We start from the raw sequence: 21,263 nt of genomic DNA, 5'->3' as shown, positions 1-21,263 counted from the left end.
GCAAGGCGAGGCGTGACGGGGGTGGGCCCCCGCAGGTCTAGAGTGTTCCACCGGGGGTGCCCAGCGATGGGCCGGCACGTGGAGGTACGGCCATCGAAAGCCAATTCAACGGCGAGTCGTCCGGCGTGTCGCCGTCCGCGGACCAGCCCAGCGGTCAGAGTCGATCCGGCGGCACTACCGGCCAGGCCGACCTGACCGGTTACCCCGCCATCCGCTCCGTACTGCGCATCCGGCCCTTCCGCCGGCTCTGGATCGTGCTCAGCGCGGCCTCCTTCGGTGACTGGCTCGGTCTGCTCGCCACCAGCATCTTCGCCGCCGCCCAGGTGGAGGGGAGCACCGCCAAGGGGGCGGCCTTCGGTGGCGTGATCGCCATCCGACTGCTGCCCGCGTTGCTGCTCGGCCCGATCGCCGGGGTGTTCGCCGACCGGTTCGACCGGCGCTGGACCATGGTCATCTGCGACCTGCTGCGGTTCGTACTGTTCGCCTCCATCCCGCTGTACGCGCTGACCGGCGCCAGCGGTGCCCGGGTGGTCAGTTGGGCGGCCATCGCCACCTTCCTGATCGAGACGGTCACCCTGCTCTGGATCCCGGCCAAGGAAGCGGCCGTACCGAACCTCATCCCGCGCGCCCGGCTGGAGACCGCCAACCAGCTCACCCTGATCACCACGTACGGCCTGACGCCGATCTTCGCCGCGATCGTGCTCGCCTCGCTCGACGGCATAGTCCGGGGCGCCACCGGCGGCGAGATGCCCTCCTGGGCCGAGCCGGCCCAACTCGCGCTCTGGTTCAACGCGCTCTCCCGGCTGGCCACCGCCCTGGTCGTCGCCTTCGGCATCAAGGAGATCAGCCAGGGACAGCGCCAGCGGCAGGAACAGTCCGAGCAGAGCATGCTGCGCCAGTTCAACGAGGGCTGGCGGTACATCGGGAAGACGCCGCTGGTCCGTGGCCTGGTGCTGGGCATCTTCGGTGCCTTCGCCGGCGGCGGCATCGTGATCGGTACCTCCCGGTTCTTCGCCAACTCCCTCGGTGCCGGTGACGCCGCCTTCTCCCTGCTCTTCGGGGCGATCTTCTTCGGCCTGGCGATCGGCATCGGGCTCGGCCCGATGATCGTGCGGGACATGTCCCGGCGTCGCTGGTTCGGCATGAGCATCGTGCTGGCCAGCGCCTCGGTGATGACCCTGGCCTTCGCCATCCACCTGTCCATGGCCCTGGTCGGCGCGGTCCTGGTCGGCGCCGGCGCCGGAATGGCCTTCCTCTCCGGCACCACCCTGCTCGGTGGCGAGGTCGCCGACGAGGTACGCGGCCGGGTCTTCGCCGTGGTGCAGATCGGCACCCGGCTGGTGCTGATCCTGGCCATCGCACTGGGCAGCCTGCTCGCCGGTGTCGGTGGCTCCCGCCAACTGGTGATCGCCGACCTGGGCATCTCGATCTCCGCCACCCGCCTGCTGCTGCTGGCCGCCGGGGCGGCCGGGATCTTCGCCGGGATCAGCGCCTTCGGCCAGATGGACGACAAGAAGGGCGTCCCCGTCCTGGCCGACCTGTGGGGTTCGATCCGGGGCCGTCCGCTGATGCCGGCGGAGCCCTTCGTCTCGGCCGGGCTGTTCGTGGTCTTCGAGGGCGGCGAGGGCGCCGGCAAGTCGACCCAGTTGGCCCACCTGGCCGAGCGGCTGCAGGCCGAGGGCCGGGACGTGGTGGTAACCCGGGAACCGGGCGCCACCGCGGTCGGCACCCGGATCCGCTCCCTGGTGCTGGACAACGGGGTCGACGACGAGGCACCCTCCCCGCGCGCCGAGGCCCTGCTCTACGCCGCCGACCGGGCCCATCACGTGGCCACCGTGGTCCGGCCCGCCCTGTCCCGGGGTGCCGTCGTGATCAGTGACCGGTATGTCGACTCCTCCCTGGCGTACCAGGGTGCCGGGCGTACCCTGCCGGTCGACGAACTCTCCTGGCTCTCCTCCTGGGCCACCGGTGGGCTCAAGCCCGACCTGGTGGTGCTGCTGGACATCGACCCCCGCACCGGGCTGTCCCGGGTGGCCGAGCGCAGCCAGACGGTCGACCGGCTGGAGGCCGAGTCGCTGGCCTTCCACGAGCGGGTCCGGTACGCCTTCCTGGACCTGGCCGCCGCCGACCCCAAGCGCTACCTTGTGCTCGACGCCGGGCACTCGGCCGAGGAGATCTCCGAGCGGGTCGCCGATCGGGTGGCGGAACTGCTCGCCTCCGATGACCTGGACCACCCGGGGCCGGCCAGTGGCCCGGACACCTCGGTGCAGCCCGAGTTATCCCCAACGGAGCTGGTGACCACGGAGCGGACCTGATGCCGGACGCCTTCGCCGACCTGGTCGGGCAGGACGAGGCGGTGGACACCTTACGCCGGGCTGCCGCCGCCGCAGCCGAGGTGCTGCGCGCCCCCCGGGGCGATCAGGAGCCGGAGGTCAGCGGGCCCGATCCCGGCGCCGGCATGACCCACGCCTGGATCTTCACCGGGCCCCCCGGCTCGGGTCGGTCGGTAGCGGCGCGGGCCTTCGCGGCCGCCCTGCAGTGCGAGCAGGGCACCGGGTGCGGGCGGTGCCCCGGGTGCCACACCACCCTGGCCGGCACCCACGCCGACGTGCGACTGGTGGTGCCGGACGGGCTCTCCATCGGGGTCAGCGAGATGCGGGCGCTGGTGCTGCGCGCCTCCAGCACCCCCTCCGGTGGCCGGTGGCAGGTCGTGATCATCGAGGACGCCGACCGGTTGACCGAGGCGGCCGGCAACGCCCTGCTCAAGGCGGTGGAGGAACCGCCGCCCCGGACGGTCTTCCTGCTCTGCACCCCCTCCACCCACCCGGACGACATCTCGGTGACCATCCGGTCCCGCTGTCGGGTCGTACCCCTGGTGCAGCCGGCGGCGGAGGCGGTGGCCGAGGTGCTGGTGCGTCGGGACGGGATCGCGCCCGAGGTGGCCCGGTGGGCGGCGGCGGCCACCCAGGGGCATGTCGGCCGGGCCCGGCGACTGGCCGGTGACCCCCAGGCCCGGGCTCGGCGGGAGGCGGTGCTCGCGGTACCCCGCCGACTGACCAGCGTGGGTGCGGCCTTCGACGCGGCCTCCGCGCTGATCGAGGCGGCCGAGGCCGAAGCCGAGGCTGCGGTCGTGGAGGTCGACGCCGCGGAGCGGGCCGCCCTGGAGACCGCCCTGGGTGCGGGGGGTACCGGCCGGGGTGCGGCCGGCGCTGCCCGGGGTTCCGCCGGGCAACTCAAGGACCTGGAACGGCGGCAGAAGTCACGGGCCACCCGGGCCCAGCGGGACGCCCTGGACCGGGCGCTGGTCGACCTGGCCGCCTTCTACCGGGACGCCTTGACCATGGCGCTGGGGGCGCCGGTGGCGCCGGTGCACACCGACACGGTCGAGTTGGCCGATGCCGGGGCGCGTACCTGGCAGGCGGAAGGGGCGCTGCGCCGGCTGGAAGCCGTGCTGGCGTGCCGCACCGCGATCGAGGCGAACGTCAAGCCCCGGATCGCCGTCGAGGCCATGATGCTCTCCCTCTGGAAGGGCTGACACCCGGCCAGGTCCTGTCGGCCGGACCGTTATCCACAGGCATCGACACGCGCAATTGAGGTGCGGTACGGTCCGGTGTGCCGTGGTGACGGCGGCGGCACCCAGAGTGAGACAGCCGGGGAGGAGTCCGCTGATGCCGCGGGGCGAGATCGACGAGGCGTGGATCGAGGAGGCGGTGCGGCGGTACCGCCGGATCGAGTCCCTCCAGGCCGAGTTCGACCGGGCCGTGGCGACGGTCGAGGTCACCGTCCGGTCCCCGGACGGCCTGGTCGAGGTGGTGGTGACCGCCAGCGGCCGGATCACGGACGTACGCTTCCTCGGCCCCCTGCACCACCGGGCCCCCCGGGATGTGGCCGCTTCGGTGCGGGCGGCGGTCACCGCCGCGGCCGACGCCGCCCAGTGGGCCCGGGAGAAACTGCACAACGAGACCTTCACCGCCTACCGGCCGCTGGCGGGGGCCTGAGATGGACAACCTCCGCGCCCTGGCCGCCCGGCTGGACGAGGCGAGCGCCAGCCTGAGCGCCCTCTCCCGGTCGATCACGGCCGCCGACCCCACGCAGGCGGTCTTCGGCGCCGACGCTCCCGGTCGGCCGGGCGAGATCGGGCGGGCCCTGCACCGGCAGTGGACGGCCGCGACCGGCGACCGGGCCCGGGAGGCCCGGGCCGCCGCCGCGAAGCTGGCCGACACGGCGGACGCCCTGCGCCAGGCCGCCAACCGCTATGCCGAGACCGACTCCCTGGTCGCCCGTCGAGTGGTCCGGGAGGGGTGATGGACGCCCTGGACCGGCTCGCCGAGCCCGGCCTGGACCTGCTGCGCCGGGTGGACACCTTGCTGGCCGCCGGTGCCCCCGAGGGACACCGGCTCTGGCCGCTGCTGCGGCGGATGCAGGTGCTGCCGGGGGAAGCCCTGCGCAGCTTCCTGGGCCTTCGGCCCGCCCCGCTGGCCGGTGCCGGGCACGCGGTGCGCCGACACATCCACGGGTACGACAATGCCAGCGCCGCCCTCACCGATCCGTTGCTCTGGTCCGGGTCGGCCGCTGCGGCGTACGGTCAGTCCCGGGCGACGCTGCTGCGCCATCTCGACGAGGGCCCGGAGAGTCTGGTCGGGCGGTTGGAGGCGACCGCCGGCTACGCCGACGCCCTGGCCGACTGGGTGGAGGGCAGCCGTCTCGCGGTCGCCCGCACCCTGGCCGAGGTGATCGGTTCCGCCGAGGCGGTGGCGGTCCTGGCGGCCACCGCACCGGGTCGGGCCCCCTCCCACTCTGGACCCTTGTCCTCGGGGGAGGCCGGTGCCGCCGAGATCGCCGCCCGGGTGCTGGCGGTGCTCTGCGTGGCCTACGACGGTGCGGAGACCCTGCTGCGGCAGTGGGCACCGAGCCTGGCCGAATCACCCTGGCGGCAGGAGAGCTCCCGGTTCCGCCCGGACAACGGCCCTGCCCCGGGCACCCGATCGACCCGTATCGGCTGGTGAACAGGGTCGGCGGCCGACCGGCTGGTCGTGCCGACCGCCCGGGTACCGCCTCCCTTGCGGCTGATGCCGACTCGCATACGCAGCAGGAGCACGCTGTGACGTCGTAGGGTGACAGCATGGGCATGCTCTGTGCGGTCAGCTTCCAGCGGTACGGCCGCCTCTACTACCTCGATCCGGGTGACCTGCGCCCCCAGGTCGGCGACAAGGTGCTGGTGCCCACGGACGACGGTCCCGAGGTCGCGGAGTGTGTCTGGGCCGCGCAGTGGGTCACCGAGGACACTGACGGTTTCCCCAAGCTCGCCGGGCTGGCGCAGGAGGAGGACCTGCGGCGAGACGAGGACCTGCGGCGACGCAAGGCCGAGGCGAAGGTGGCGGCCAAGCGGCTGATCCGTGCCCACGGGCTGCCGATGAAGGTGGTGGCGATCGACCACGTCTTCAGCAAGGGCGACGACGGTGGGGAGCGCAGCACCATCTACTTCACCGCCCCGCACCGGGTGGACTTCCGCTCCCTGGTGCGCGATCTCGGGGCGACCCTGCACTGTCGAGTGGAGCTGCGCCAACTCTCCGCCCGCGACTCGGCCCGGGTGCAGGGCGGCATCGGCTCCTGCGGGCGTGACCTCTGCTGCGCCACCTTCCTCAACGACTTCGAGCCGGTGACCATCCGGATGGCCAAGGACCAGGACCTGCCGCTTAACCCGTTGCGCATCTCCGGTGCCTGCGGGCGTCTGATGTGCTGCCTCAAATACGAGCACCCCCTGTACGCCACAAGCGGCACGTACCCCACGAGCGGGCAGCGGGTCGAGACCCCCTCCGGTCTGGGCAAGGTCGTGTCCCGGCATCCGCCGAGCGAGACCGTCACCGTCCGGCAGCTCAGTGACGGGGCGGTCAAACGCTGCTCGCTGGCCGAGGTCTGTCGCCCCCGCATCGCGTACGACGAAAGGCCTTCCGCCGCAGAGCCGGGTCTGTCGCCGCAGGGGGAGTGACCGGCCGGAGACCCTCCGAGCTGCTTTTAGGGTAATTTATCGACCTGGATGCCCGACCTGCCCGTACCCTGCGATCTTGGGCTTGTCCGGGTTTCCTACCCTGCCCGCATGGCATATCAGCCGGCCGTGGCGCCGCCGAAGAAGTCCAAGCGGACACTGTTCATCGTGTTGGGTGTGGTGCTCGCCCTCTGTTGCTCTGGTGGCGCGCTCGGCGCCTTCCTGATCTACCGGGTGGCGATGGACGCCACGGGACCGGTCCGCTCCACAGTAAACACCTTCGCCGGTGCGCTGGTGGAACGCGACTATCCGACCGCCTACCAGCAGCTCTGCACCCGGATCCGGGACCGGGTCAGCGAGGCGGACTTCACGCAGCAGCAGGCCACCGAGCCGGACCTGACCGGACACAAGATCGTCGGGCTGAGCGTCTCCAACCAGAACGGTCTGGTCACCGGCACCGCGACCGTCCGCTACACCCCGGCCGAGGGCGGCGCCACCAGCCGGGTGTACCCCCTGGTCAAGGAGGAAGGTAACTGGCGGATCTGCGAGTGAGTCGCCGGGCCGCTCACTCCCGGGTCAGGTCAGGTGGACCGGCGGTTCGGCCAGGCGGGGTTTGAGGTCGGTGGTGGGGGTCAGCCAGGAGGCCTCCGGGGAGTGGTCAGGGTTGACCCGCCACCGGCGGGCCACCCGGTCGACCACGATGGGGTAGAGGGTCAGGGTGCCGTCCGGGTCGATGCGCATCCGGACGAAGCCCTTGGCGTCCTCGATGCCCTGGCCGGCGAACAACTCGTTGACGTTCACCCCGAAAGCGCTGGCGATCAGCAGGTACAACGCCACCAGTTGACTGGCCACCAGACCGATTACCGGCAGGTAGAGCACCGCCGCCGCAGCCGCCGGTAGCGGCCAGGACCAGTTGTGGAAGGGCAGGGCCAACCAGACCCAGGTACCCACCGCTCCCAGCCCGACATGGGCCAGCCCGTGCGCGACACCGAGGACCCAGTGCCGCAGGTTGCGTTTACCGGTGGTGCTGGGCGGCTTGGCGAACAGGGCCGCCGCCAGCACGGTCACCAGCACCATCAGCACCAGGGGCACGCTGAACAGCCGCTGCTCGGAGGCCAGGACCCGGAAATCGGCCACCCCGGCCATGGAGAGCATCAGCAGGGTCTGCAGGACGCCGAGCAGGGTGGCGAAGCCGGGGTTGCGCAGGGGCAACCGACCGAAGATCCCCCAGCCGTAGCGCCGGGAGCGGGCCGCGTCGGGGTAACGGGTGGCCAGGGCGTACGACCGGGAAGGGCTGGACCGCCGGGCCAGGGTGTCGCGCGGCGGCACCTCGATCTGCTCGGGCAGCTTGTGGGTGGGGTAGAGGTAGGCGCCCCCGCTGCCGCAGGTGATCAGCTGACGGTCGTCCGGGCCGGTGTACCGGGCGTAATGGTGCAGGTCGCCGGAGATCAACACCCGGACCCGGGCCCCGGTGGGCGCGATGATGGTCCGGATGAAGTAGTCGATCGAGTCGTACGCCGACGGGTTGTCCACCGCCTTGACCCAGGCCGGAGCCGGCACCGCCAGGATCACCTTGCTCTGCGGGCCCAGCTTCGTGGCCACCGCGTCGAAGTAGGTCAGCTGCGGATCATCGACATACGAGCCGGACTGGTCGTCCAGGCCGAGCAGCCACCAGTCCGCGGGCAGTTCGGCGGCGAAGTAGGACCGGGACTGCCCGGTACGCCAGCCGCCGAAATGCCGATCCCGGGTACGGACGAACAGCCGCAGAAAGGCGGTCAGCCCGTCGTACCAGTCATGGTTGCCGGGCACCGCGAAGACCGCCGGCTGCTCCGGCGGGGTGGTCGGCAGCGCGGCCTGATACGGCCCCTTGCACCGATCCTCGTACGCCTCATAGGCGGCCGAGGGGTACACCTGGTCGCCGCCCATCACCAGGGTCTGCGCCCGAGGCAGCCGGTGCCCGTCCACCGTCAACTCCGGCTGGGCTAGCAGGTAGGCGACCGAGTAGGTGGCGTTGAACCCGTCACCCAGGTCGGCCACATAATCCAGCCAGAGCCCGCCGTCCGGCCCCACCTGCTTGCTGATCTCCGAGTCCAGGGCCTTCTGCAACTCCCGTTTGTCCAGATACGCCCCGAACAACATCGCCAGCAGGGTACGCAGACCAGTGCTGATCAGCAGCAGCGGCGCGAGCCACGGCACCGGCTTGCGCGGGGTGAACCCCAACTCCAGCGGATCGGTGCTGCGCGGCCGCCGCGCCGCCCGCCCACCGGCCGCCTCCTCGGCGTACGGTCCCAGGGGAGCGGCCCGACCGGTGGCTGCCGGATCGTCCGGGGGTGTTGGGGTGCCCTCCGGCGGGCTGTCGACCGGCTCGTCGCGAGGGGTGTGATCGTCGGCCATCCATCGCAGCGTAGCGGGCGAGGTGTCAGCCCTGCTGCGCCGGAAGGGCCGGGCTGTCCGGTACGCCGACCCGGCCAATCCCGCTCCGCCGGCCGTCGGCGCGTGCCGTACACTAGGCCATCGTTGCCGCCTTAGCTCAGTCGGCTAGAGCGACGCACTCGTAATGCGTAGGTCGACGGTTCGATTCCGTCAGGCGGCTCGGAAAACGGCGAAGCCCAGGTCCCCGACCTGGGCTTCGCCGTTTTCCGAGTAGATCACGCCGCCGTCCGGGGCGGCGGTTGATCAGTAGCGCACTATCACGGACTTGACTTCGGTGTAGGCGTCGAGCACCTGCGTGCCGTGCTCGCGGCCGATGCCGGACTGCTTGAACCCGCCGAACGGCATGGCGCCCGCGCTCACCTCGTTGGCGGTGTTGATCCAGACGGTTCCCGCGTCGAGCAGCCGGGCGGCGCGGTGCGCGGTCTCCAGGTCGCGGGTGAAGACCGTCGCCGCCAGGCCGTACACGGTGTCATTGCCGGCCCTGATCGCCTCGTCGAAGTCGGTGAACTCCATGAGCGAGGCGACGGGTCCGAAGATCTCCTCGCGGGAGGTCAGCGCGTCGTTGGTGGTGTTCTCGATCAGCGTCGGTGCCAGGTAGAGGCCCGAGTCGGTGGTGCCTACCGACTCGACCGTCGCGCCGTGCCGGCGGGCGGCGTCGAGGTAGCCCTTCACGCGGTCGTAATGCTGCTTGCTCGCGAGCGGACCCATCTGGCTGGCGGGGTCGAACGGATCCCCGAGGGTGAAGGAGCGCATCTCCTTGAGCAGCAACGCGCGGAACTCGTCCTTGACCGAGGAGTGCACAAAGATGCGGCTGCCGGCCACGCAGCCCTGACCCGATCCCATGCAGAAGCCGAGCGCGGCGGTCCGCGCCGCCTGCGACAGGTCGGCATCGGCGAAGACGATCACCGGGCCCTTGCCGCCGAGTTCGAGCGTGACGTGCTTGAAGTCCGCGCTCGCGACCTCTGCGATGTGCCGGCCGACGGGGGTCGAGCCGGTGAAGGTGATCTTGTTGACACCGGGGTGCCGGACGAGGGCCTCCCCGGTTCCCGCGCCGTCGCCGGTGACGAGGTTGAACACGCCACGGGGCAGGTCGGTCTCGGCGAGCAGTTCGGCGAAGCGCACGGCCGACAGGGACGACCAGTCGGCGGGCTTGTGCACCACGGTGTTGCCCGTGGCCAGTGCCGGGGCGATCTTCCAGGCGGGCTGCAGGGAGGGACCGTTCCACGCGGTGATCGCGGCGACGACGCCGAGCGGCTGGCGCAGCACATAGTTGAACGAGGAGGGATCGGAGGGCGCGACCTGCCCGTAGAGCTTCGTGGGCCATCCCGCGTAGTGGCGGAACACCTCGACGGCGATGCCGATCTCCAAGCGGGTCAGCCAGAACGGGCCGCCCATGTCCCGCGAGTTCAGCGTGGCGAGCTCATCGGTGTGGGCTTCGAGCACGTCGGCGATCTGCAGCAGGATCCGGCCGCGCTGGTACGGGGCCATCTCCGACCACGATGGGTCCTCGAACGCGCGGCGCGCGGCGCGCACCGCCCGGTCGACGTCGTCGGCCGATCCCTTCGCGATGGTGGTGAGGACCTCCCCAGTGGCGGGATCGATCGACTCGAACGTCTCGCCGGTGCTGGCGGCGACCCACTCGCCGTCGATGAACAGCTTCAGCGGGCCACGCTCGATCAGCTCGGGAACTGGGCGGACGATGGTGGGGTCTAGCTGGATGACGGACACAGTCACTCCAAAAACTAACTCGTTTGTTAACTGGTTGGTTGCTAACGTAGACCCGATCGATGCAGGCGTCAAACCAACTTGTTAGTACAGTTGGGGGCATGGGAAAAGCGGATGAGTCGAAGCGCAGGCTTCTCGAGGCAGCGACAGCGGAGTTTGCCGAACATGGCATCGCGGGGGCGCGGGTGGACCGCATCGTCGAGGCCGCCCAGGTCAACAAGGCCCAGATGTACGCGTGGTACACGAGCAAGCACAAGCTGTTCGACGCGGTGCTCGACCTGCACGTGCTCGAGATCGTCAACGCCGTGCCGCTCGACGTGGATGACCTGCCGGGATACGCCGCACGCCTCTACGACGCGCACCTCGCTCGCCCGCTGCTCACCCGGCTGGCCGCGTGGGCACGGCTTGAGCGCGTGCCGACCGGTGACCTGTTCGGGCACCTGAGGGACCACAACGAGGCGAGGCTGGAGTCCGTTCGCGCCGCGCAGGCGAGCGGGCGGATCGTGCCGGATGTCGCCCCGGAGGATGTGCTGGCCATGGTCACCGCCACCGCGCAGGCCTGGTCGCCGATCAGCCTGGAGACCGCGGCGACGCCAGATGAAGAACCAGCCGTTCACGAGCGGCGCAAGCGCGCTCTCGCGGAGACGGTCCGCCGCGCGTTCGTCCCGGCTTAGGAGGCGGCTCTGCCTTCGACAGCCGGCAACGAATGTTGGCTCAAGTGTGGCAGGTGGGGCGGAGCCGGCGCTGTGCACGACCGGGTCCAGCCCACAGCGACGCGAACCGTCACTGCCCACCCTTCGCAGCGTTGACCATGACGACGGTGCCGCCGCAGTAGGTGCGGCGTGCCCGTCGTCATGTTTGTCCCCAAGTGACCGGGGTACCGCCCACCAACGCGGCGACAGCACGCCGGTCAGTGACCGCAGTGGAGGCCGGAGATGGAAAGCCGACTCAAGGTTCTGGGTCACCCTGTCCATCCCATGCTGGTGATGTTCCCGGCCGCCCTGTTCGTGACGGCGGTGCTGTTCGACATCATCGACACCGCCGGTGGGCCGGACTTCCTCGGCGAGGTGGCGTACTGGAACATCACGGTCGGCCTGATCGGTGGCCTGCTGGCCGCGGCGGCGGGAGCGTTCGACCTGCTGGCCATCCCGACCGGTACGCGGGCCAAGCGGGTGGGACTCACCCACGCCGCCGCCAACGTGGCGGTGGTCCTGCTCTTCGCCGCGGTCTGGGTGGTACGCCTCAACGCCGACTCGCGGGCCGCCGGTGGCGCACTGATCGCCATCGAAGTGGTGGCGCTGGGCATCCTCGGCATCAGCGCCTGGCTCGGCGGGGAACTGGTCGACCGGCTCGGTGTCGGGGTGGACCGGGACGCCCACCTCGACGCGCCGAGTTCGCTGCGGTCGTCCAAGTAGTCGACGGATGGGAGACGTGCGATGACCGGACCGGGACGGAGTTGGCGCGCAGGCCAGCAGGGCTGGGACCCGCTGGGCGAGTTGCAGTCCCTGCGTACCGAGTTGAGTCGGCTGGTCGGTGGCCGGCCGGGGCCGCCGGAGGTGGAGTTGGGGGAGACCCCGGAGGGCTGGGAGGTGGTCGTCCGGCTGCCCGGGGTCGCTCCCGAGGAGGTCGCCGTGGAGGTGGACGACCGGGAGTTGTGCGTACGTGCCCGGACCGAGGCCGAGGTCAACGCCGATCACGGGATCTCCGGTGGCTTCGAGACCCGGGGCTTCGACTATCGGGTGCAGTTGCCGGCCCGGGTGGACCCGGACGCGATCGACGCGGTGATGGATCACGGTCTGCTCCGGGTGCGGTTGCCCCGACCCATCCGCCCCAGCCCTCGTACGATCACGGTCGGCCGCACCGGGCCGCGTTCCGGCAGCCCGTCCAGCGGCATCGACCCGGCCGCCGACCGGGAGCTGCACCACCCGGACGTCGCCAGCGGCGAAGCCGACCGGTAGCCCGGACCGTGGTGGCCCCGGCCCTGATCACACCGGCCGCCGGATGGGTCCCCGAGGTGGCCCGGATCGCCGTGCTGCGGGCCAACGCCCTGGGTGACTTCATCTTCGTCCTGCCGGCGTTGACGGCCCTGCGGTCGGCGTACCCGCAGGCGGAGATCGTGCTGCTCGGTGCGCCGTGGCACGCGCAGCTCTGGCGCGACCGGCCCGGCCCGGTGGATCGGGTGCTGGTGGTGCCGCCCGCGCCGGGGATCCGCACGGCGGGCCCCGGCGAGGCCGAGGCCGGCATGGTCGACTTCCTGGCCGCCGCCCGCACCGAGCGTTTCGACCTGGCGCTGCAACTGCACGGCGGGGGTGCCAACTCCAACCCCCTGGTGGCCGCCCTCGGTGCCCGGGTCAGCGCCGGTCTGCGGGCCGAGGACGCCCCACCGCTGGACCGTTGGCTGCGCTACGACTACTACCAGCCCGAGGTGATCCGGTACCTGGAGGCGGTGGCACTGGTCGGTGCCCCGGCGACCACCATCATCCCGACGCTGGCGGTCACCGAGGCCGATCGGGTCGAGGCCCGGTCGGTGCTCGGGGAGGCGGATCGGCCCCGGGTGGTGTTGCATCCGGGGGCCACGGACACCCGCCGCCGCTGGCCGGCCGAGCGGTTCGCCGAGATCGGCCGGACCCTGCACCACGACGGGTACGAGGTGCTGGTCACCGGCACCCCGGCCGAGCAGGAGGTGGTCGACCAGGTGGTCGCGGCGGCCCGGGTGCCCCTGCGGCCTCAGGTCGGCACGCTGAGTCTGGGCGGGTTGGCCGGCTGCTACGCCGACTGCGAGCTGGTGATCTCCAACGACACCGGCCCGCTGCACCTGGCCGCCGCAGTGGGCGCCCCGACGGTCGGCATCTTCTGGGTCGGCAACCTGATCACCACGGCCACCCCGCTGCGGGCCCGGCACCGGCCGATCACCTCGTGGACGGTGCACTGCCCGGTCTGCGGGGTGGACTGCACCCCGGGCATCTACCCCCACCGCCCGGGCGACGGGGAGTGCCCGCACCGGGACTCCTTCGTCACCGACGTGCCGACGGTCGAAGTCCTGGAAGCCGCCCGGGAACTGCTCTTCGAGTAAGGAAGGGCCCCTTGTTAACGTCTGCGGTAGAGCAGGGGTCCCCGCTTAACACCCCGGTTCCTCGGCCAGCACGAACTCCCAGGCCTCCACGTCGCGGTCGGTGACCGTGGTCGGGGACTCCAGGTGGTAGGCGCCGCTGGGCAGGACCCCGGCGCCGCCGTGGCGCGCCAGCACGGCCAGTTGGGCGGCGACATCCTCGCCCTGGTGACGCGGGGGCACCCGCCGCCAGAAGTCGAAACCGCCGCAGTCGACCAACTTGGCCCGGTCGTACAGCACGCAGCCGCCGATCCAGGAGATCCGGTACGCCCGCCAACTGCCCGGCGGCAGCGCCAACGCCTCGGTCACATGCAGCAGGTTCGCGGCCGAGTGGATCTGGGCCCGGTCCCACTCCGGGGTGTCCGGCCCGATGCGTTCCGGCACCGGTCGGCCGCTCCACTCCTGGTAGTGCCGGTGGGTCTGCGGCCGTACGTCGTGCAGGTAGGACAGTCCGTGCACCCCGTTGCCGACGAACCCACAGCCCAACTCCTCGATGGCGGTGACCAGGCGGTGCAGGGTGCCCGGTTCCAACCAGACGTCGTCGTCCAGGCAGAGCACGTACCGGGCGGCGGAGGCGGCGAGCAGGAAGGCGCGGTGTTCGGCCAGGCCCCGGCGGGGCAGTCGGCGGGTCAGCAGCACCGGATGGCCCCGGTGCCGCAGGGCCCGGACCATGGTGGCCGCCGCCGGATGGGCGTACCCGGGCTGGTCGTCGGACTGGTCGCTGACCACCACCCCGAACCCCGGCACCCCCTGCTGGGCGGCCAGCCCGGAGAGGGTGACGGCCAGCTCGGTGGGCCGGTCCTTCGTCGGGATCAGCACGTCCAGCAGCCGTTGCGCCCGGAAGTCGGCGTGCGAACCGGTGTCGAGCGGTCGGTTCACGGTGCCTGACCGGTCATCGGCGGCGCGGTCGACCCGGTCATGTCGTCCGTCGGGTCGGACAGCGTCACCCCGAGCGCCCGGTCCGCGTCGAGGACCCGATCAGCATCGGGGTCGGGCGGCGTCGGTGGGCCGCCGGCCCCCACCTCCGGGGAGCCCTCCTGGCCGTACGCCCGAATCCGGTCGATGATCGCGGAGGTGGACCGGTCCGGTACGTAGCCCAGGGTGCGGACCTGCCCGCCCAGCCGCTGCACCAGCGGTGCCTCCGGGACCAGCTCGGGCGGGTAGTCGCCGCCCTTGACATAGACGTCCGGCCGGATCGCCTCGATCAGGGCGGTCGGGGAGTCCTCCTCGAAGACCACCACATGGTCCACGCAGGACAGCGCGGCCAGCAGGGCGGTGCGGTCCTCCACCGGGTTCACCGGACGGTCGGGTCCCTTGAGTCGGCGTACGCTGCCGTCGGAGTTGACCGCCACGACCAGCAGGTCACCGAGGGCCTTGGCCTGTTCCAGGTAGCGCACATGTCCCCGGTGCAGCACGTCGAAGCAGCCGTTGGTGAAGACGACCGACCGGCCGGCGCGGCGGTGCTCGGCGACCACGGCGTCCAGTCCTTCGGTGCCGACCAGCACCTGCCGCCCGGCCGAGTCGAGGGCCGGTTGCCCGAGGGCGGTCAGCAGATCCTCGCGGCGACACACGCAGGTGCCGGTGCCGGAGACCGTGCTGGTGGCGGCTAGTTGGGCCAGCTGGGCGGCGGTGGACAGCGGGGCCTCGGCGGCCAGCGCCAGGGTCATGGCCGCCAGGTAGGCGTCACCGGCCCCGACGGTGTGGCTGGCCGGTACGGGTGTGCTGTGGCTGCGGCTGGGTTGCCCGTCGGCGCCCCCGACCACCGCCCCCTCGGTGTCCAGGGTCACCGCGACCACGGCCGCCCCGGTGTGCGCCCGCAGTTCGGCCAGCCGGGACTCGGCCAGTACCGCCCGGTCCACCCCGGCTCCCACGTCGGTGTTCACGGTCACCCCGGTGCCGGTGACGCTGAGCCCGTCATGGGTCATCGCCACCCGACCCTCCCCGGGGGTGGGCTCACCGGTCGGCCCCTCGGTACGCCGCGAACCCGTCCCGACCGGCGAGGTGCCCACGGTCAGCTCGGAGGGGCCCTCGTTCGAGTCCACCTCCGGATGCTCCAGTTGCAGCTCACCGGCGCCCCGGTCACCCGCATCGCCGCCGGCGCGGGCGAGCAGTCGGGTGGCCTCCGCGAAGCTGGGGGTCACCACGGTAGGGGCCAGACCCCGCCAGTCGACCAGGTCGTGCGCGTCGAGGGCGACAGTGGCGTACCGGTCCCGGTGGGCTACCAGCCAGGTGCGTACCCGGGTGGGCAGGGCACCCAGGCCGTAGTCGCAGACCACCAGGGTGGGGGCCTCGCCACCGGCGGCGGCCTGCAACTCCCGGGTCGCGCAGTCCAGGGCGGTGAGCAGCTGGTGCACCCCCTCGTCGCTGAGGGGGTCGTCGGGGTCACCGGAGTCCTCGCGCAGCAGGATCTGGTCCCCGGCCAGCATCCGGCGCTTGACCGGGGTGTGCCGGCCGGGCTGGCTGACCGTACGGTCCCAGACCCCGGCCCGGTCCAGGCAGTCGTGCAGTTCGTCGCCGGCCACATCGGCGCCGACGGGTGCCACCAGCACGGACCGGCCGCCCAGGGCGGCGATGTTGACCGCGGTGTTGGCCGCCCCACCCGCCGCGGAGATACGGCGGCGCAGAGTGAGTACGGGCGCCGGAGCTTCTCGGCACAGCCGGTCCGAGTCGGCGAACCGCCATTCGTCGAGCATGGCGTCCCCGAGTACCAGGACCGGGCGCCCGAGCCAGCTCTGCACCACCTCGGCGAGCCGGAGCTGTTCCGCTGCTGCTCGTGCCATGCCGGCGGATCCCCCTGCCCGGCAGGGTCAAACCTGTAGCCCGGAGCAGGTGGGGTGCGGCCGGGACCACCTCGGCGGCGCGTTTCGGTGCGCCCGGGTCGGGAACGGATTCTGCTAACCCCGGAGAGGAGAAGCAACATGGCAGTCACATTGCAGGGCAAGCGAGTCGCCTTCCTGGCCACCGACGGCGTGGAGGAGGTCGAGTACGTCCAGCCGCGCCAGGCCGTCGAGCAGGCCGGTGCCACCGCCGAACTGGTGTCACTCAAGCCCGGGAAGATCACCAGCTTCCAACACCTGGACCCCTCGCAGACGTACGAGGTCGATGTCAGCGCTGCGGACGCGGACCCCGGTCGGTACGACGCGTTGGTGCTGCCCGGCGGGGTGGCCAACCCGGACTTCCTGCGTACCGATCCGGACGCGGTGCGTTTCGTCCGGTCGTTCTTCGAGGCGGGTAAGCCGGTGGGGGTGATCTGCCACGGCCCGTGGACCCTGGTGGAGGCAGACGTGGTGCGTGGTCGTCGGCTGACCAGTTGGCCCAGCCTGCGTACCGACCTGGTGAACGCCGGGGCGGACTGGGTCGACGAGGAGGTCGTCACCGACAACGGGTTGGTCAGCAGCCGTAAGCCCGACGATCTGCCGGCCTTCTGCGCCAAGATCGTTGAGGAGTTCGCCGAAGGCCGGCACTGACCGCCGGGCGAGCACTGACCGCCAGACCGGCAGCGACCGCCAGGTCGGCGTTGACCGGCGGGTCAGTTCTGCGTGACGAAAGCGGTGGTGATCCCCGGTACCTACTTGAGGATCAGGCGGTTGGTCTGCTCGAAGACGTCCAGGTCGGCCAGGGTCTCCTGGACGCTGGCGGACAGGGGTTGCGGCAGGGCCTCGCGAGGGAAGAACCCGGCGTCGGTGGTCTCGTCGGTCATCCGGGCCAGTTGACCGTCCCACTCCTCGACCCGGAAGGCCGTGGTGAAGATCTGGTACGTGTGGCCGTACATGTTGGTGTGGGTGCGGTCCGCGCCGGTGTAGAGGGCGAAGGCGCTGACCCGCAGGGCCCGCAGTCCGGTCTCCTCACGGACTTCCCGTACGGCGCAGTCGGCGATCGACTCGCCCAACTCCATCGCCCCGGCCGGCAGCGCCCACTGCCCGTTGTCCGACCGGCGGATCAGCAGGATCCGCGCCGAGTTGTCGCGCACCACGGCGCGGGCGCCGACGAACATCAGGGTCCGGTCGCCGGCCAGGGCGCGCAGTTGCCCGACGTACGAGTCCGCCCAGGAAATGCTCACCCGCACGAATGTACGCAGGGTTGCCCCCGGTGTCCGCGACACCGCCGGGTTACCCACTCGTAGGGGTGATGTGCCGGAACCGGCCACGCCGTAACACATCTGGGCGCATCATCGCCGTTAGGGATAGCGGGCTCGCGTAGACCACTCTCCCGGTGGGCGGCCCCGGCGTTCGCACCGCGCCGGGGCCGCCCGTTTTTGCGGGGGTTACCCGCAAAGCCAGTATTGCGAGAGTTGTTCGCGTCTGTCCTGCTGATGGAGAAACCCGCCCGGAAACGGTCCCGCTACCCGGTGGTGCTGATCAGCACCTTCCCCACGGTCGCCTCCTCCACCGCCTGATGGGCCTTGGCGGTAGCCGCCAGCGGATAGCGGTGCAGCGGCAGCCCCGCCTCCTCGCCCACCCGGATGCCGCCCTGCTCGGCAGCCGCCGCGACATCCACCACCGCCTGCGCCTTCGCCGCCTTCGGCAGGGTGTAGACCAGCACGAACTGCCAGCGGGCGTTCGGCACCATCAGCGGCCTGATCGGCAGGGTCACCTCGTCGCCACCGTCGTCGGCGTACACGCAGACCACCCCGCCGGGATGCAGCACCTGGACATCGGTGGCGGCATTGCGCGCCGCGGACACCTCGACGATCGCGTGCACCCCCTCGGGCGCCACCTTGCGGACCTCGGTGACCACGTCCTGCTCGCGATAGTTGATCACCATCGAGGCGCCGGCCGCCGCCGCCAACTGCGCCTTCTCCGGACTGCTCACCGTGGCGATGACACAGGCATCGGCCCAGGCCGCGAGCTGGATCGCCGCGTTGCCCACCGCACCCGCCCCGCCCTGCACCAGCACCGTGTGGTCGCTGAGGGCACCCGGGCGCAGGCTGTCCGGCAGGTACTCCCCGGCGGTCAGGCAGCGATGCGCGGTCAAAAACGGGATGCCCAGGCAGGCACCCAGCTCGAAGGAGGCGTCGCCGAGCGGCACCACCTGGCGGGCCGGAATCAGGGTGTACTCGGCGGCGGTGCCCCAGGGACGCTGCCAGGCGGCCTCCCAGAGCCACACCCGCTCGCCGATCAGCCCCTGGTCGACCCCCGCGCCGACCGCCTCGATCACCCCGGCGCCGTCCTGGCCGGGAATCTGCCAGCCGGCCGGCAGGGGCCACTGTCGGCGGGCCTTCCAGTCCGTCGGGTTCACCCCGGCGACCGCCATCCGCACCAGCACCTCACCCGCCCCGGGCTCCGGCACCGGCCGATCGACCAGTTGGAGCACCGTGGGATCACCGGTGCGCTCGTACACGATGGCCTTCATCGCCGTCCCCTTCCGCTCGGCCGTCTTCAGTCACCGACCGTAGGCGGGCCGGTGGCCGGGCGGTGGCGGTTCAGGCCAGCCGCTCCACGACCTGCGGGGTCAGCTCGTCGATCGAACCCAGCACGACGGCCGCCAACTGCTGGGCGTCCGGGTCCAGCGGGTACGCCCCGTGTGGCACCGCCACCACGGTCATTCCCGCTGCGGCGGCCGACCGCACCCCGTTGGAGGAATCCTCCACGGCCACACAGTCAGCCGGACCCACCCCGAGCAGCCCGGCCACGGCCAGGTAGACGTCCGGTGCCGGTTTGCCGCGCTCGGTCTGCTCGGTCGACAGGGTGGCCCGGAAATCGTCCGTCAGGTCGGTGGCGGCCAGCGCCGCCGCGATCAGCCGGGTCGGTGAGGAACTCGCCAGCCCCAGCGGCCACCGCGCGGCCAGCCGGCGCACCACCTGGTCGGCCCCGTCGATCACCGGTACGCGCTGGGCGTACCGCTGGGCCATCTCCTCGACCACCTCGGCGGCGACCTGCTCGGCGGTACGCCGTACGCCCAGTTCCCCGCTGAGATACCGGGCCCACTCCCCGGTGCTCATCCCCATCAGCCGCCGCTGGGTGTCCGCCTGCCAGGTCCCGTCGTGCGCGGCGACATAGCCCCGCCGCACTTCCTCCCAGACCGGCTCGGAATCAACGATCACGCCGTCCAGGTCGAAAACCACCGCACCCACCATCACACACCCATCCTGCCCCACCCACCCCTCAGGCCTGTCGAGCGGTGAACCCGATCGACTCCACGGGGTGGGTGGGGTGGGGTGGTTACTGGGCGGCGAGGATGTCGACCACGAAGCGGAGGGGGCCGCCCGGGCGGCCGCCGGCGCCGTCGCCGTACGCCTGCTCGGCCGGGATGTCGAGCTGAACCCGGCTGCCCACGGTCACCCCGACCAGGCCCCGGTCCCAGCCCTCGATGACCTGACCGACACCGATCGGGAAGGTGGCCGGCTCACCCCGGCTCCACGAGGAGTCGAACTCCTCACCGCTCTCGTAGAACACCCCGATGTAGTTTGTGGTGATCGACTGGCCCGCCTCGACCTTCGGGCCGGTGCCCTCGATCAGGGGGGTGACGGTGAGCTTGGTCAGCTCACCCTCGCCGGCCTTGACCTCCGGCTTGGTGCCCAGAGCCGGGTCGGCCCCCTCCGGCAATTGCGGGGCGGGCGGCGCGTCCTGGGGCGCACCCTGTGTCGGCGCGGCCGTCGGCTCAAGGGTTACCTGATCGGGGGTGTCGTCGCCGCGCTGACCGATCATCACGAACACAGTGATCAGCACCCCGACCACGGCCACGGCCGCGAACGCACCGGCCCAGGCCTGCTTGCGCCGTTTGGCCTCGGCCGCCTTCTGTTCGGCCAACTGCTCGGCCAACCGCCGCCGTGCCTTGCTCTCGCCCGCGTGCTCGCTCACGTCCTCGACTCCCTGCGCAGAGGTGGTTGCGTCCGGCCACGGACGCCGTCGCCGACACACGGTACCTGGTGACCGGCGCGGCTCCGACCGTCGATGGTGACCAGTGGGACGACAGAGGGCCCTTGGGGCGGCTGTGAGGCCGCCGGGCCGCGCAGATCACCGATCCGTAGCCGGTGGGGTGAGGTCAGGCGGTCTTGCGGGTGGCCTTCTTCGGAGCGGCCTTCTTGGCGGCCTTCTTCTCCGCCTTCGGGGCCGCCTTCTTCGTACCCTCGGCCTTCTTGGCGGTCTCGGCCTTCTTCGGGGCGGCCTTCTTGGCGGCCTTCTTCTCCGGAGCCTTGGCCGCCGCCTTCTTCTGCTGGGCCGAACGCGCCGAGGTGATCGGGGTCGGCTCGCCGGCACCACCCCCGGCGGCCGGGGCCTCGCCCCGGGCCGCCCGGGCCCGCTCGACCGAGGCCTTCAGGGCGGCCATCAGGTCGACTGCGGCGGCCGGAGCCTCCTCGGCCTCCTCCGGCTGCACCACCTCACGGCCTTCCACCTTGGCGTCGATGACCTCCTGCAACGCCGCCCGGTAGTCGTCGGCGAACTCGTCCGGGTGGAAGTCACCGGCCATCGAGTCGATCAGGGAGGTGGCCATCGCCAACTCCGGGGGGCGGAGCTTCAGGTCCTCGTCGAGGAAGCCGAAGTCCGGCTTCCGGATCTCGTCCGGCCAGAGCATGGTGTTCAACAGCAGTACCCCGTCGCGGACCCGCAGGGTGGCCAACTGCTCCCGTTGACGCAACGCCACCTTGACGATCGCCACCCGCTCCGAGTCGGTCAGGGCGTCACGCAGCAGCAGGTACGGCTTGGTGGCGGTGCCCTCCGGCTCCAGGAAGTACGCCTTGTTGTAGAGGATCGGGTCCACCTGCTCGGCCGGTACGAACTCCAGCACGTCGATCGCGTGCGAGGTGCTCAACGGCAGTTCGGCGAAATCCTCGTCGGTGAGGATGACCATCTCCCCGCCGCCGATGTCGTAGCCCTTGGCGATGTCGTCGTAGCTGACCTCCTCGCCGCAGACCTGACAGGTGCGCTTGTACCGGATCCGCCCGCCGTCCTCCCGGTGCACCTGGTGGAACCGGATGTCCTTCTCCTCGGTGGCGGAGTACAGCTTCACCCCGATCGAGACCAGGCCGAACGACACGGCGCCTTTCCAGATGGCCCGCATCCCGTACTC

General features: G+C 71.5%; 20 protein-coding genes, 1 tRNA gene and 1 pseudogene. 13 read left to right on the top strand and 9 right to left on the bottom strand.

The features are described 5' to 3' along the window. Window positions 1-227 precede the first annotated feature (227 nt). The 7 genes from tmk to ABZ795_RS05970 all read left to right on the top strand — a co-directional run bounded on the left by tmk (window position 228) and on the right by ABZ795_RS05970 (window position 6,538). On the top strand, window positions 228-2,315 hold the full coding sequence (gene tmk / locus ABZ795_RS06000; protein WP_357529667.1) for a dTMP kinase: 2,088 nt from the start codon (window positions 228-230) through the stop codon (window positions 2,313-2,315). Continuing rightward, on the top strand, window positions 2,315-3,535 hold the full coding sequence (locus tag ABZ795_RS05995; RefSeq protein WP_357529292.1) for a DNA polymerase III subunit delta': 1,221 nt from the start codon (window positions 2,315-2,317) through the stop codon (window positions 3,533-3,535). Before tmk ends, ABZ795_RS05995 begins: the two co-directional genes overlap by 1 nt. Window positions 3,536-3,668: 133 nt before the next feature. Next, window positions 3,669-3,998, top strand: coding sequence for a YbaB/EbfC family nucleoid-associated protein (locus ABZ795_RS05990; protein ID WP_327023180.1), 330 nt, complete (start codon window positions 3,669-3,671; stop codon window positions 3,996-3,998). 1 nt (window position 3,999) lies between these two features. Then, window positions 4,000-4,305, top strand: a complete 306-nt coding sequence (locus ABZ795_RS05985) for a type VII secretion target (RefSeq protein ID WP_327023179.1) — start codon at window positions 4,000-4,002, stop codon at window positions 4,303-4,305. After that, window positions 4,305-5,006, top strand: coding sequence for a hypothetical protein (locus tag ABZ795_RS05980; protein ID WP_357529289.1), 702 nt, complete (start codon window positions 4,305-4,307; stop codon window positions 5,004-5,006). The genes ABZ795_RS05985 and ABZ795_RS05980 overlap by 1 nt, the downstream gene beginning before the upstream one ends. A 116-nt stretch (window positions 5,007-5,122) precedes the next feature. Further along, on the top strand, window positions 5,123-5,989 hold the full coding sequence (ricT, locus tag ABZ795_RS05975) for a regulatory iron-sulfur-containing complex subunit RicT (RefSeq protein ID WP_357529287.1): 867 nt from the start codon (window positions 5,123-5,125) through the stop codon (window positions 5,987-5,989). Between the two features lie 108 nt (window positions 5,990-6,097). Beyond that, window positions 6,098-6,538 (top strand): hypothetical protein, encoded by a 441-nt coding sequence (locus tag ABZ795_RS05970; RefSeq protein WP_357529285.1) that lies wholly within the window; start codon window positions 6,098-6,100, stop codon window positions 6,536-6,538. A gap of 24 nt (window positions 6,539-6,562) precedes the next feature. On the opposite strand, the gene ABZ795_RS05965 is transcribed toward ABZ795_RS05970, so the two are convergent. After that, on the bottom strand, window positions 6,563-8,380 hold the full coding sequence (locus ABZ795_RS05965; protein ID WP_357529283.1) for a metallophosphoesterase: 1,818 nt from the start codon (window positions 8,378-8,380) through the stop codon (window positions 6,563-6,565). A 125-nt stretch (window positions 8,381-8,505) separates the two neighbouring features. Between ABZ795_RS05965 and ABZ795_RS05960 the strand changes: the two genes are divergently transcribed. Further along, window positions 8,506-8,579, top strand: a tRNA-Thr gene (locus ABZ795_RS05960). Between the two features lie 83 nt (window positions 8,580-8,662). Here the strand turns inward: ABZ795_RS05960 and ABZ795_RS05955 are convergent. Beyond that, window positions 8,663-10,147, bottom strand: a complete 1,485-nt coding sequence (locus tag ABZ795_RS05955; RefSeq protein ID WP_357529281.1) for an aldehyde dehydrogenase family protein — start codon at window positions 10,145-10,147, stop codon at window positions 8,663-8,665. 98 nt (window positions 10,148-10,245) lie between these two features. On the opposite strand from ABZ795_RS05955, the gene ABZ795_RS05950 reads away from it, so the two are divergent. From ABZ795_RS05950 to ABZ795_RS05935, 4 genes and pseudogenes are all read left to right on the top strand, one after another. Next, window positions 10,246-10,818, top strand: coding sequence for a TetR family transcriptional regulator (locus tag ABZ795_RS05950; protein ID WP_357529279.1), 573 nt, complete (start codon window positions 10,246-10,248; stop codon window positions 10,816-10,818). A gap of 261 nt (window positions 10,819-11,079) precedes the next feature. Further along, window positions 11,080-11,584, top strand: a pseudogene (locus tag ABZ795_RS05945) (DUF2231 domain-containing protein). After that, entirely contained in the window at window positions 11,581-12,102 is a 522-nt protein-coding gene (locus ABZ795_RS05940) for an Hsp20/alpha crystallin family protein (protein WP_357529277.1), read from the top strand. Before ABZ795_RS05945 ends, ABZ795_RS05940 begins: the two are co-directional and overlap by 4 nt. An 8-nt stretch (window positions 12,103-12,110) precedes the next feature. Beyond that, entirely contained in the window at window positions 12,111-13,217 is a 1,107-nt protein-coding gene (locus tag ABZ795_RS05935; RefSeq protein WP_357529275.1) for a glycosyltransferase family 9 protein, read from the top strand. 45 nt (window positions 13,218-13,262) lie between these two features. Here ABZ795_RS05935 and ABZ795_RS05930 read toward each other — a convergent pair whose 3' ends face one another. Together ABZ795_RS05930 and rfaE2 are read right to left on the bottom strand one after the other, a co-directional pair. Then, entirely contained in the window at window positions 13,263-14,132 is an 870-nt protein-coding gene (locus ABZ795_RS05930; protein ID WP_357529273.1) for a glycosyltransferase family A protein, read from the bottom strand. Continuing rightward, a complete protein-coding gene (gene rfaE2 / locus ABZ795_RS05925; RefSeq protein WP_357529271.1) occupies window positions 14,129-16,033 on the bottom strand; it encodes a D-glycero-beta-D-manno-heptose 1-phosphate adenylyltransferase in 1,905 nt (634 codons plus the stop codon). Before rfaE2 ends, ABZ795_RS05930 begins: the two co-directional genes overlap by 4 nt. 138 nt (window positions 16,034-16,171) lie before the next feature. Between rfaE2 and ABZ795_RS05920 the strand changes: the two genes are divergently transcribed. Then, window positions 16,172-16,720 carry a type 1 glutamine amidotransferase domain-containing protein gene (locus ABZ795_RS05920; RefSeq protein WP_327023170.1) on the top strand — a complete coding sequence of 183 codons (549 nt, stop codon included), beginning with the start codon at window positions 16,172-16,174 and terminating at the stop codon, window positions 16,718-16,720. Window positions 16,721-16,821: 101 nt separating this feature from the next. Here ABZ795_RS05920 and ABZ795_RS05915 read toward each other — a convergent pair whose 3' ends face one another. From ABZ795_RS05915 to ABZ795_RS05895, 5 genes are all read right to left on the bottom strand, one after another. Beyond that, complete coding sequence (locus ABZ795_RS05915; protein ID WP_357529268.1) at window positions 16,822-17,313, bottom strand: NUDIX domain-containing protein; 492 nt, start codon at window positions 17,311-17,313, stop codon at window positions 16,822-16,824. 281 nt (window positions 17,314-17,594) lie between these two features. Next, window positions 17,595-18,605, bottom strand: coding sequence for an NADPH:quinone reductase (locus ABZ795_RS05910; protein WP_357529266.1), 1,011 nt, complete (start codon window positions 18,603-18,605; stop codon window positions 17,595-17,597). Between the two features lie 70 nt (window positions 18,606-18,675). Beyond that, on the bottom strand, window positions 18,676-19,329 hold the full coding sequence (locus ABZ795_RS05905) for an HAD family phosphatase (RefSeq protein WP_357529665.1): 654 nt from the start codon (window positions 19,327-19,329) through the stop codon (window positions 18,676-18,678). Between the two features lie 85 nt (window positions 19,330-19,414). Beyond that, window positions 19,415-20,053 (bottom strand): FKBP-type peptidyl-prolyl cis-trans isomerase, encoded by a 639-nt coding sequence (locus ABZ795_RS05900; RefSeq protein WP_357529264.1) that lies wholly within the window; start codon window positions 20,051-20,053, stop codon window positions 19,415-19,417. 184 nt (window positions 20,054-20,237) lie between these two features. Next, the gene (locus tag ABZ795_RS05895; RefSeq protein WP_357529262.1) at window positions 20,238-21,254 is read right to left on the bottom strand and encodes a Ku protein; all 1,017 of its coding nucleotides are present in this window, start codon (window positions 21,252-21,254) and stop codon (window positions 20,238-20,240) included. Window positions 21,255-21,263: the final 9 nt, after the last annotated feature.

Source organism: Micromonospora sp. NPDC047134, assembly GCF_040643455.1.
GTDB lineage: Bacteria > Actinomycetota > Actinomycetes > Mycobacteriales > Micromonosporaceae > Micromonospora.
Note: the sequence above shows the minus strand (reverse complement) of the source record. Positions and strands in the feature narration are given on the sequence as shown.

What these genes read in the sequence shown, in the direction of transcription:
- ABZ795_RS05995 (WP_357529292.1), top strand. Translation starts at nt 2,315, where the DNA reads ATGCCGGACGCCTTCGCCGACCTGGTCGGGCAGGACGAGGCGGTGGAC.
- ABZ795_RS05990 (WP_327023180.1), top strand. Translation starts at nt 3,669, where the DNA reads ATGCCGCGGGGCGAGATCGACGAGGCGTGGATCGAGGAGGCGGTGCGG.
- ABZ795_RS05985 (WP_327023179.1), top strand. Translation starts at nt 4,000, where the DNA reads ATGGACAACCTCCGCGCCCTGGCCGCCCGGCTGGACGAGGCGAGCGCC.
- ABZ795_RS05980 (WP_357529289.1), top strand. Translation starts at nt 4,305, where the DNA reads ATGGACGCCCTGGACCGGCTCGCCGAGCCCGGCCTGGACCTGCTGCGC.
- ricT (WP_357529287.1), top strand. Translation starts at nt 5,123, where the DNA reads ATGGGCATGCTCTGTGCGGTCAGCTTCCAGCGGTACGGCCGCCTCTAC.
- ABZ795_RS05970 (WP_357529285.1), top strand. Translation starts at nt 6,098, where the DNA reads ATGGCATATCAGCCGGCCGTGGCGCCGCCGAAGAAGTCCAAGCGGACA.
- ABZ795_RS05965 (WP_357529283.1), bottom strand. Translation starts at nt 8,380, where the DNA reads ATGGCCGACGATCACACCCCTCGCGACGAGCCGGTCGACAGCCCGCCG.
- ABZ795_RS05950 (WP_357529279.1), top strand. Translation starts at nt 10,246, where the DNA reads ATGGGAAAAGCGGATGAGTCGAAGCGCAGGCTTCTCGAGGCAGCGACA.
- ABZ795_RS05940 (WP_357529277.1), top strand. Translation starts at nt 11,581, where the DNA reads ATGACCGGACCGGGACGGAGTTGGCGCGCAGGCCAGCAGGGCTGGGAC.
- rfaE2 (WP_357529271.1), bottom strand. Translation starts at nt 16,033, where the DNA reads ATGGCACGAGCAGCAGCGGAACAGCTCCGGCTCGCCGAGGTGGTGCAG.
- ABZ795_RS05920 (WP_327023170.1), top strand. Translation starts at nt 16,172, where the DNA reads ATGGCAGTCACATTGCAGGGCAAGCGAGTCGCCTTCCTGGCCACCGAC.
- ABZ795_RS05910 (WP_357529266.1), bottom strand. Translation starts at nt 18,605, where the DNA reads ATGAAGGCCATCGTGTACGAGCGCACCGGTGATCCCACGGTGCTCCAA.
- ABZ795_RS05905 (WP_357529665.1), bottom strand. Translation starts at nt 19,329, where the DNA reads ATGGTGGGTGCGGTGGTTTTCGACCTGGACGGCGTGATCGTTGATTCC.
- ABZ795_RS05895 (WP_357529262.1), bottom strand. Translation starts at nt 21,254, where the DNA reads ATGCGGGCCATCTGGAAAGGCGCCGTGTCGTTCGGCCTGGTCTCGATC.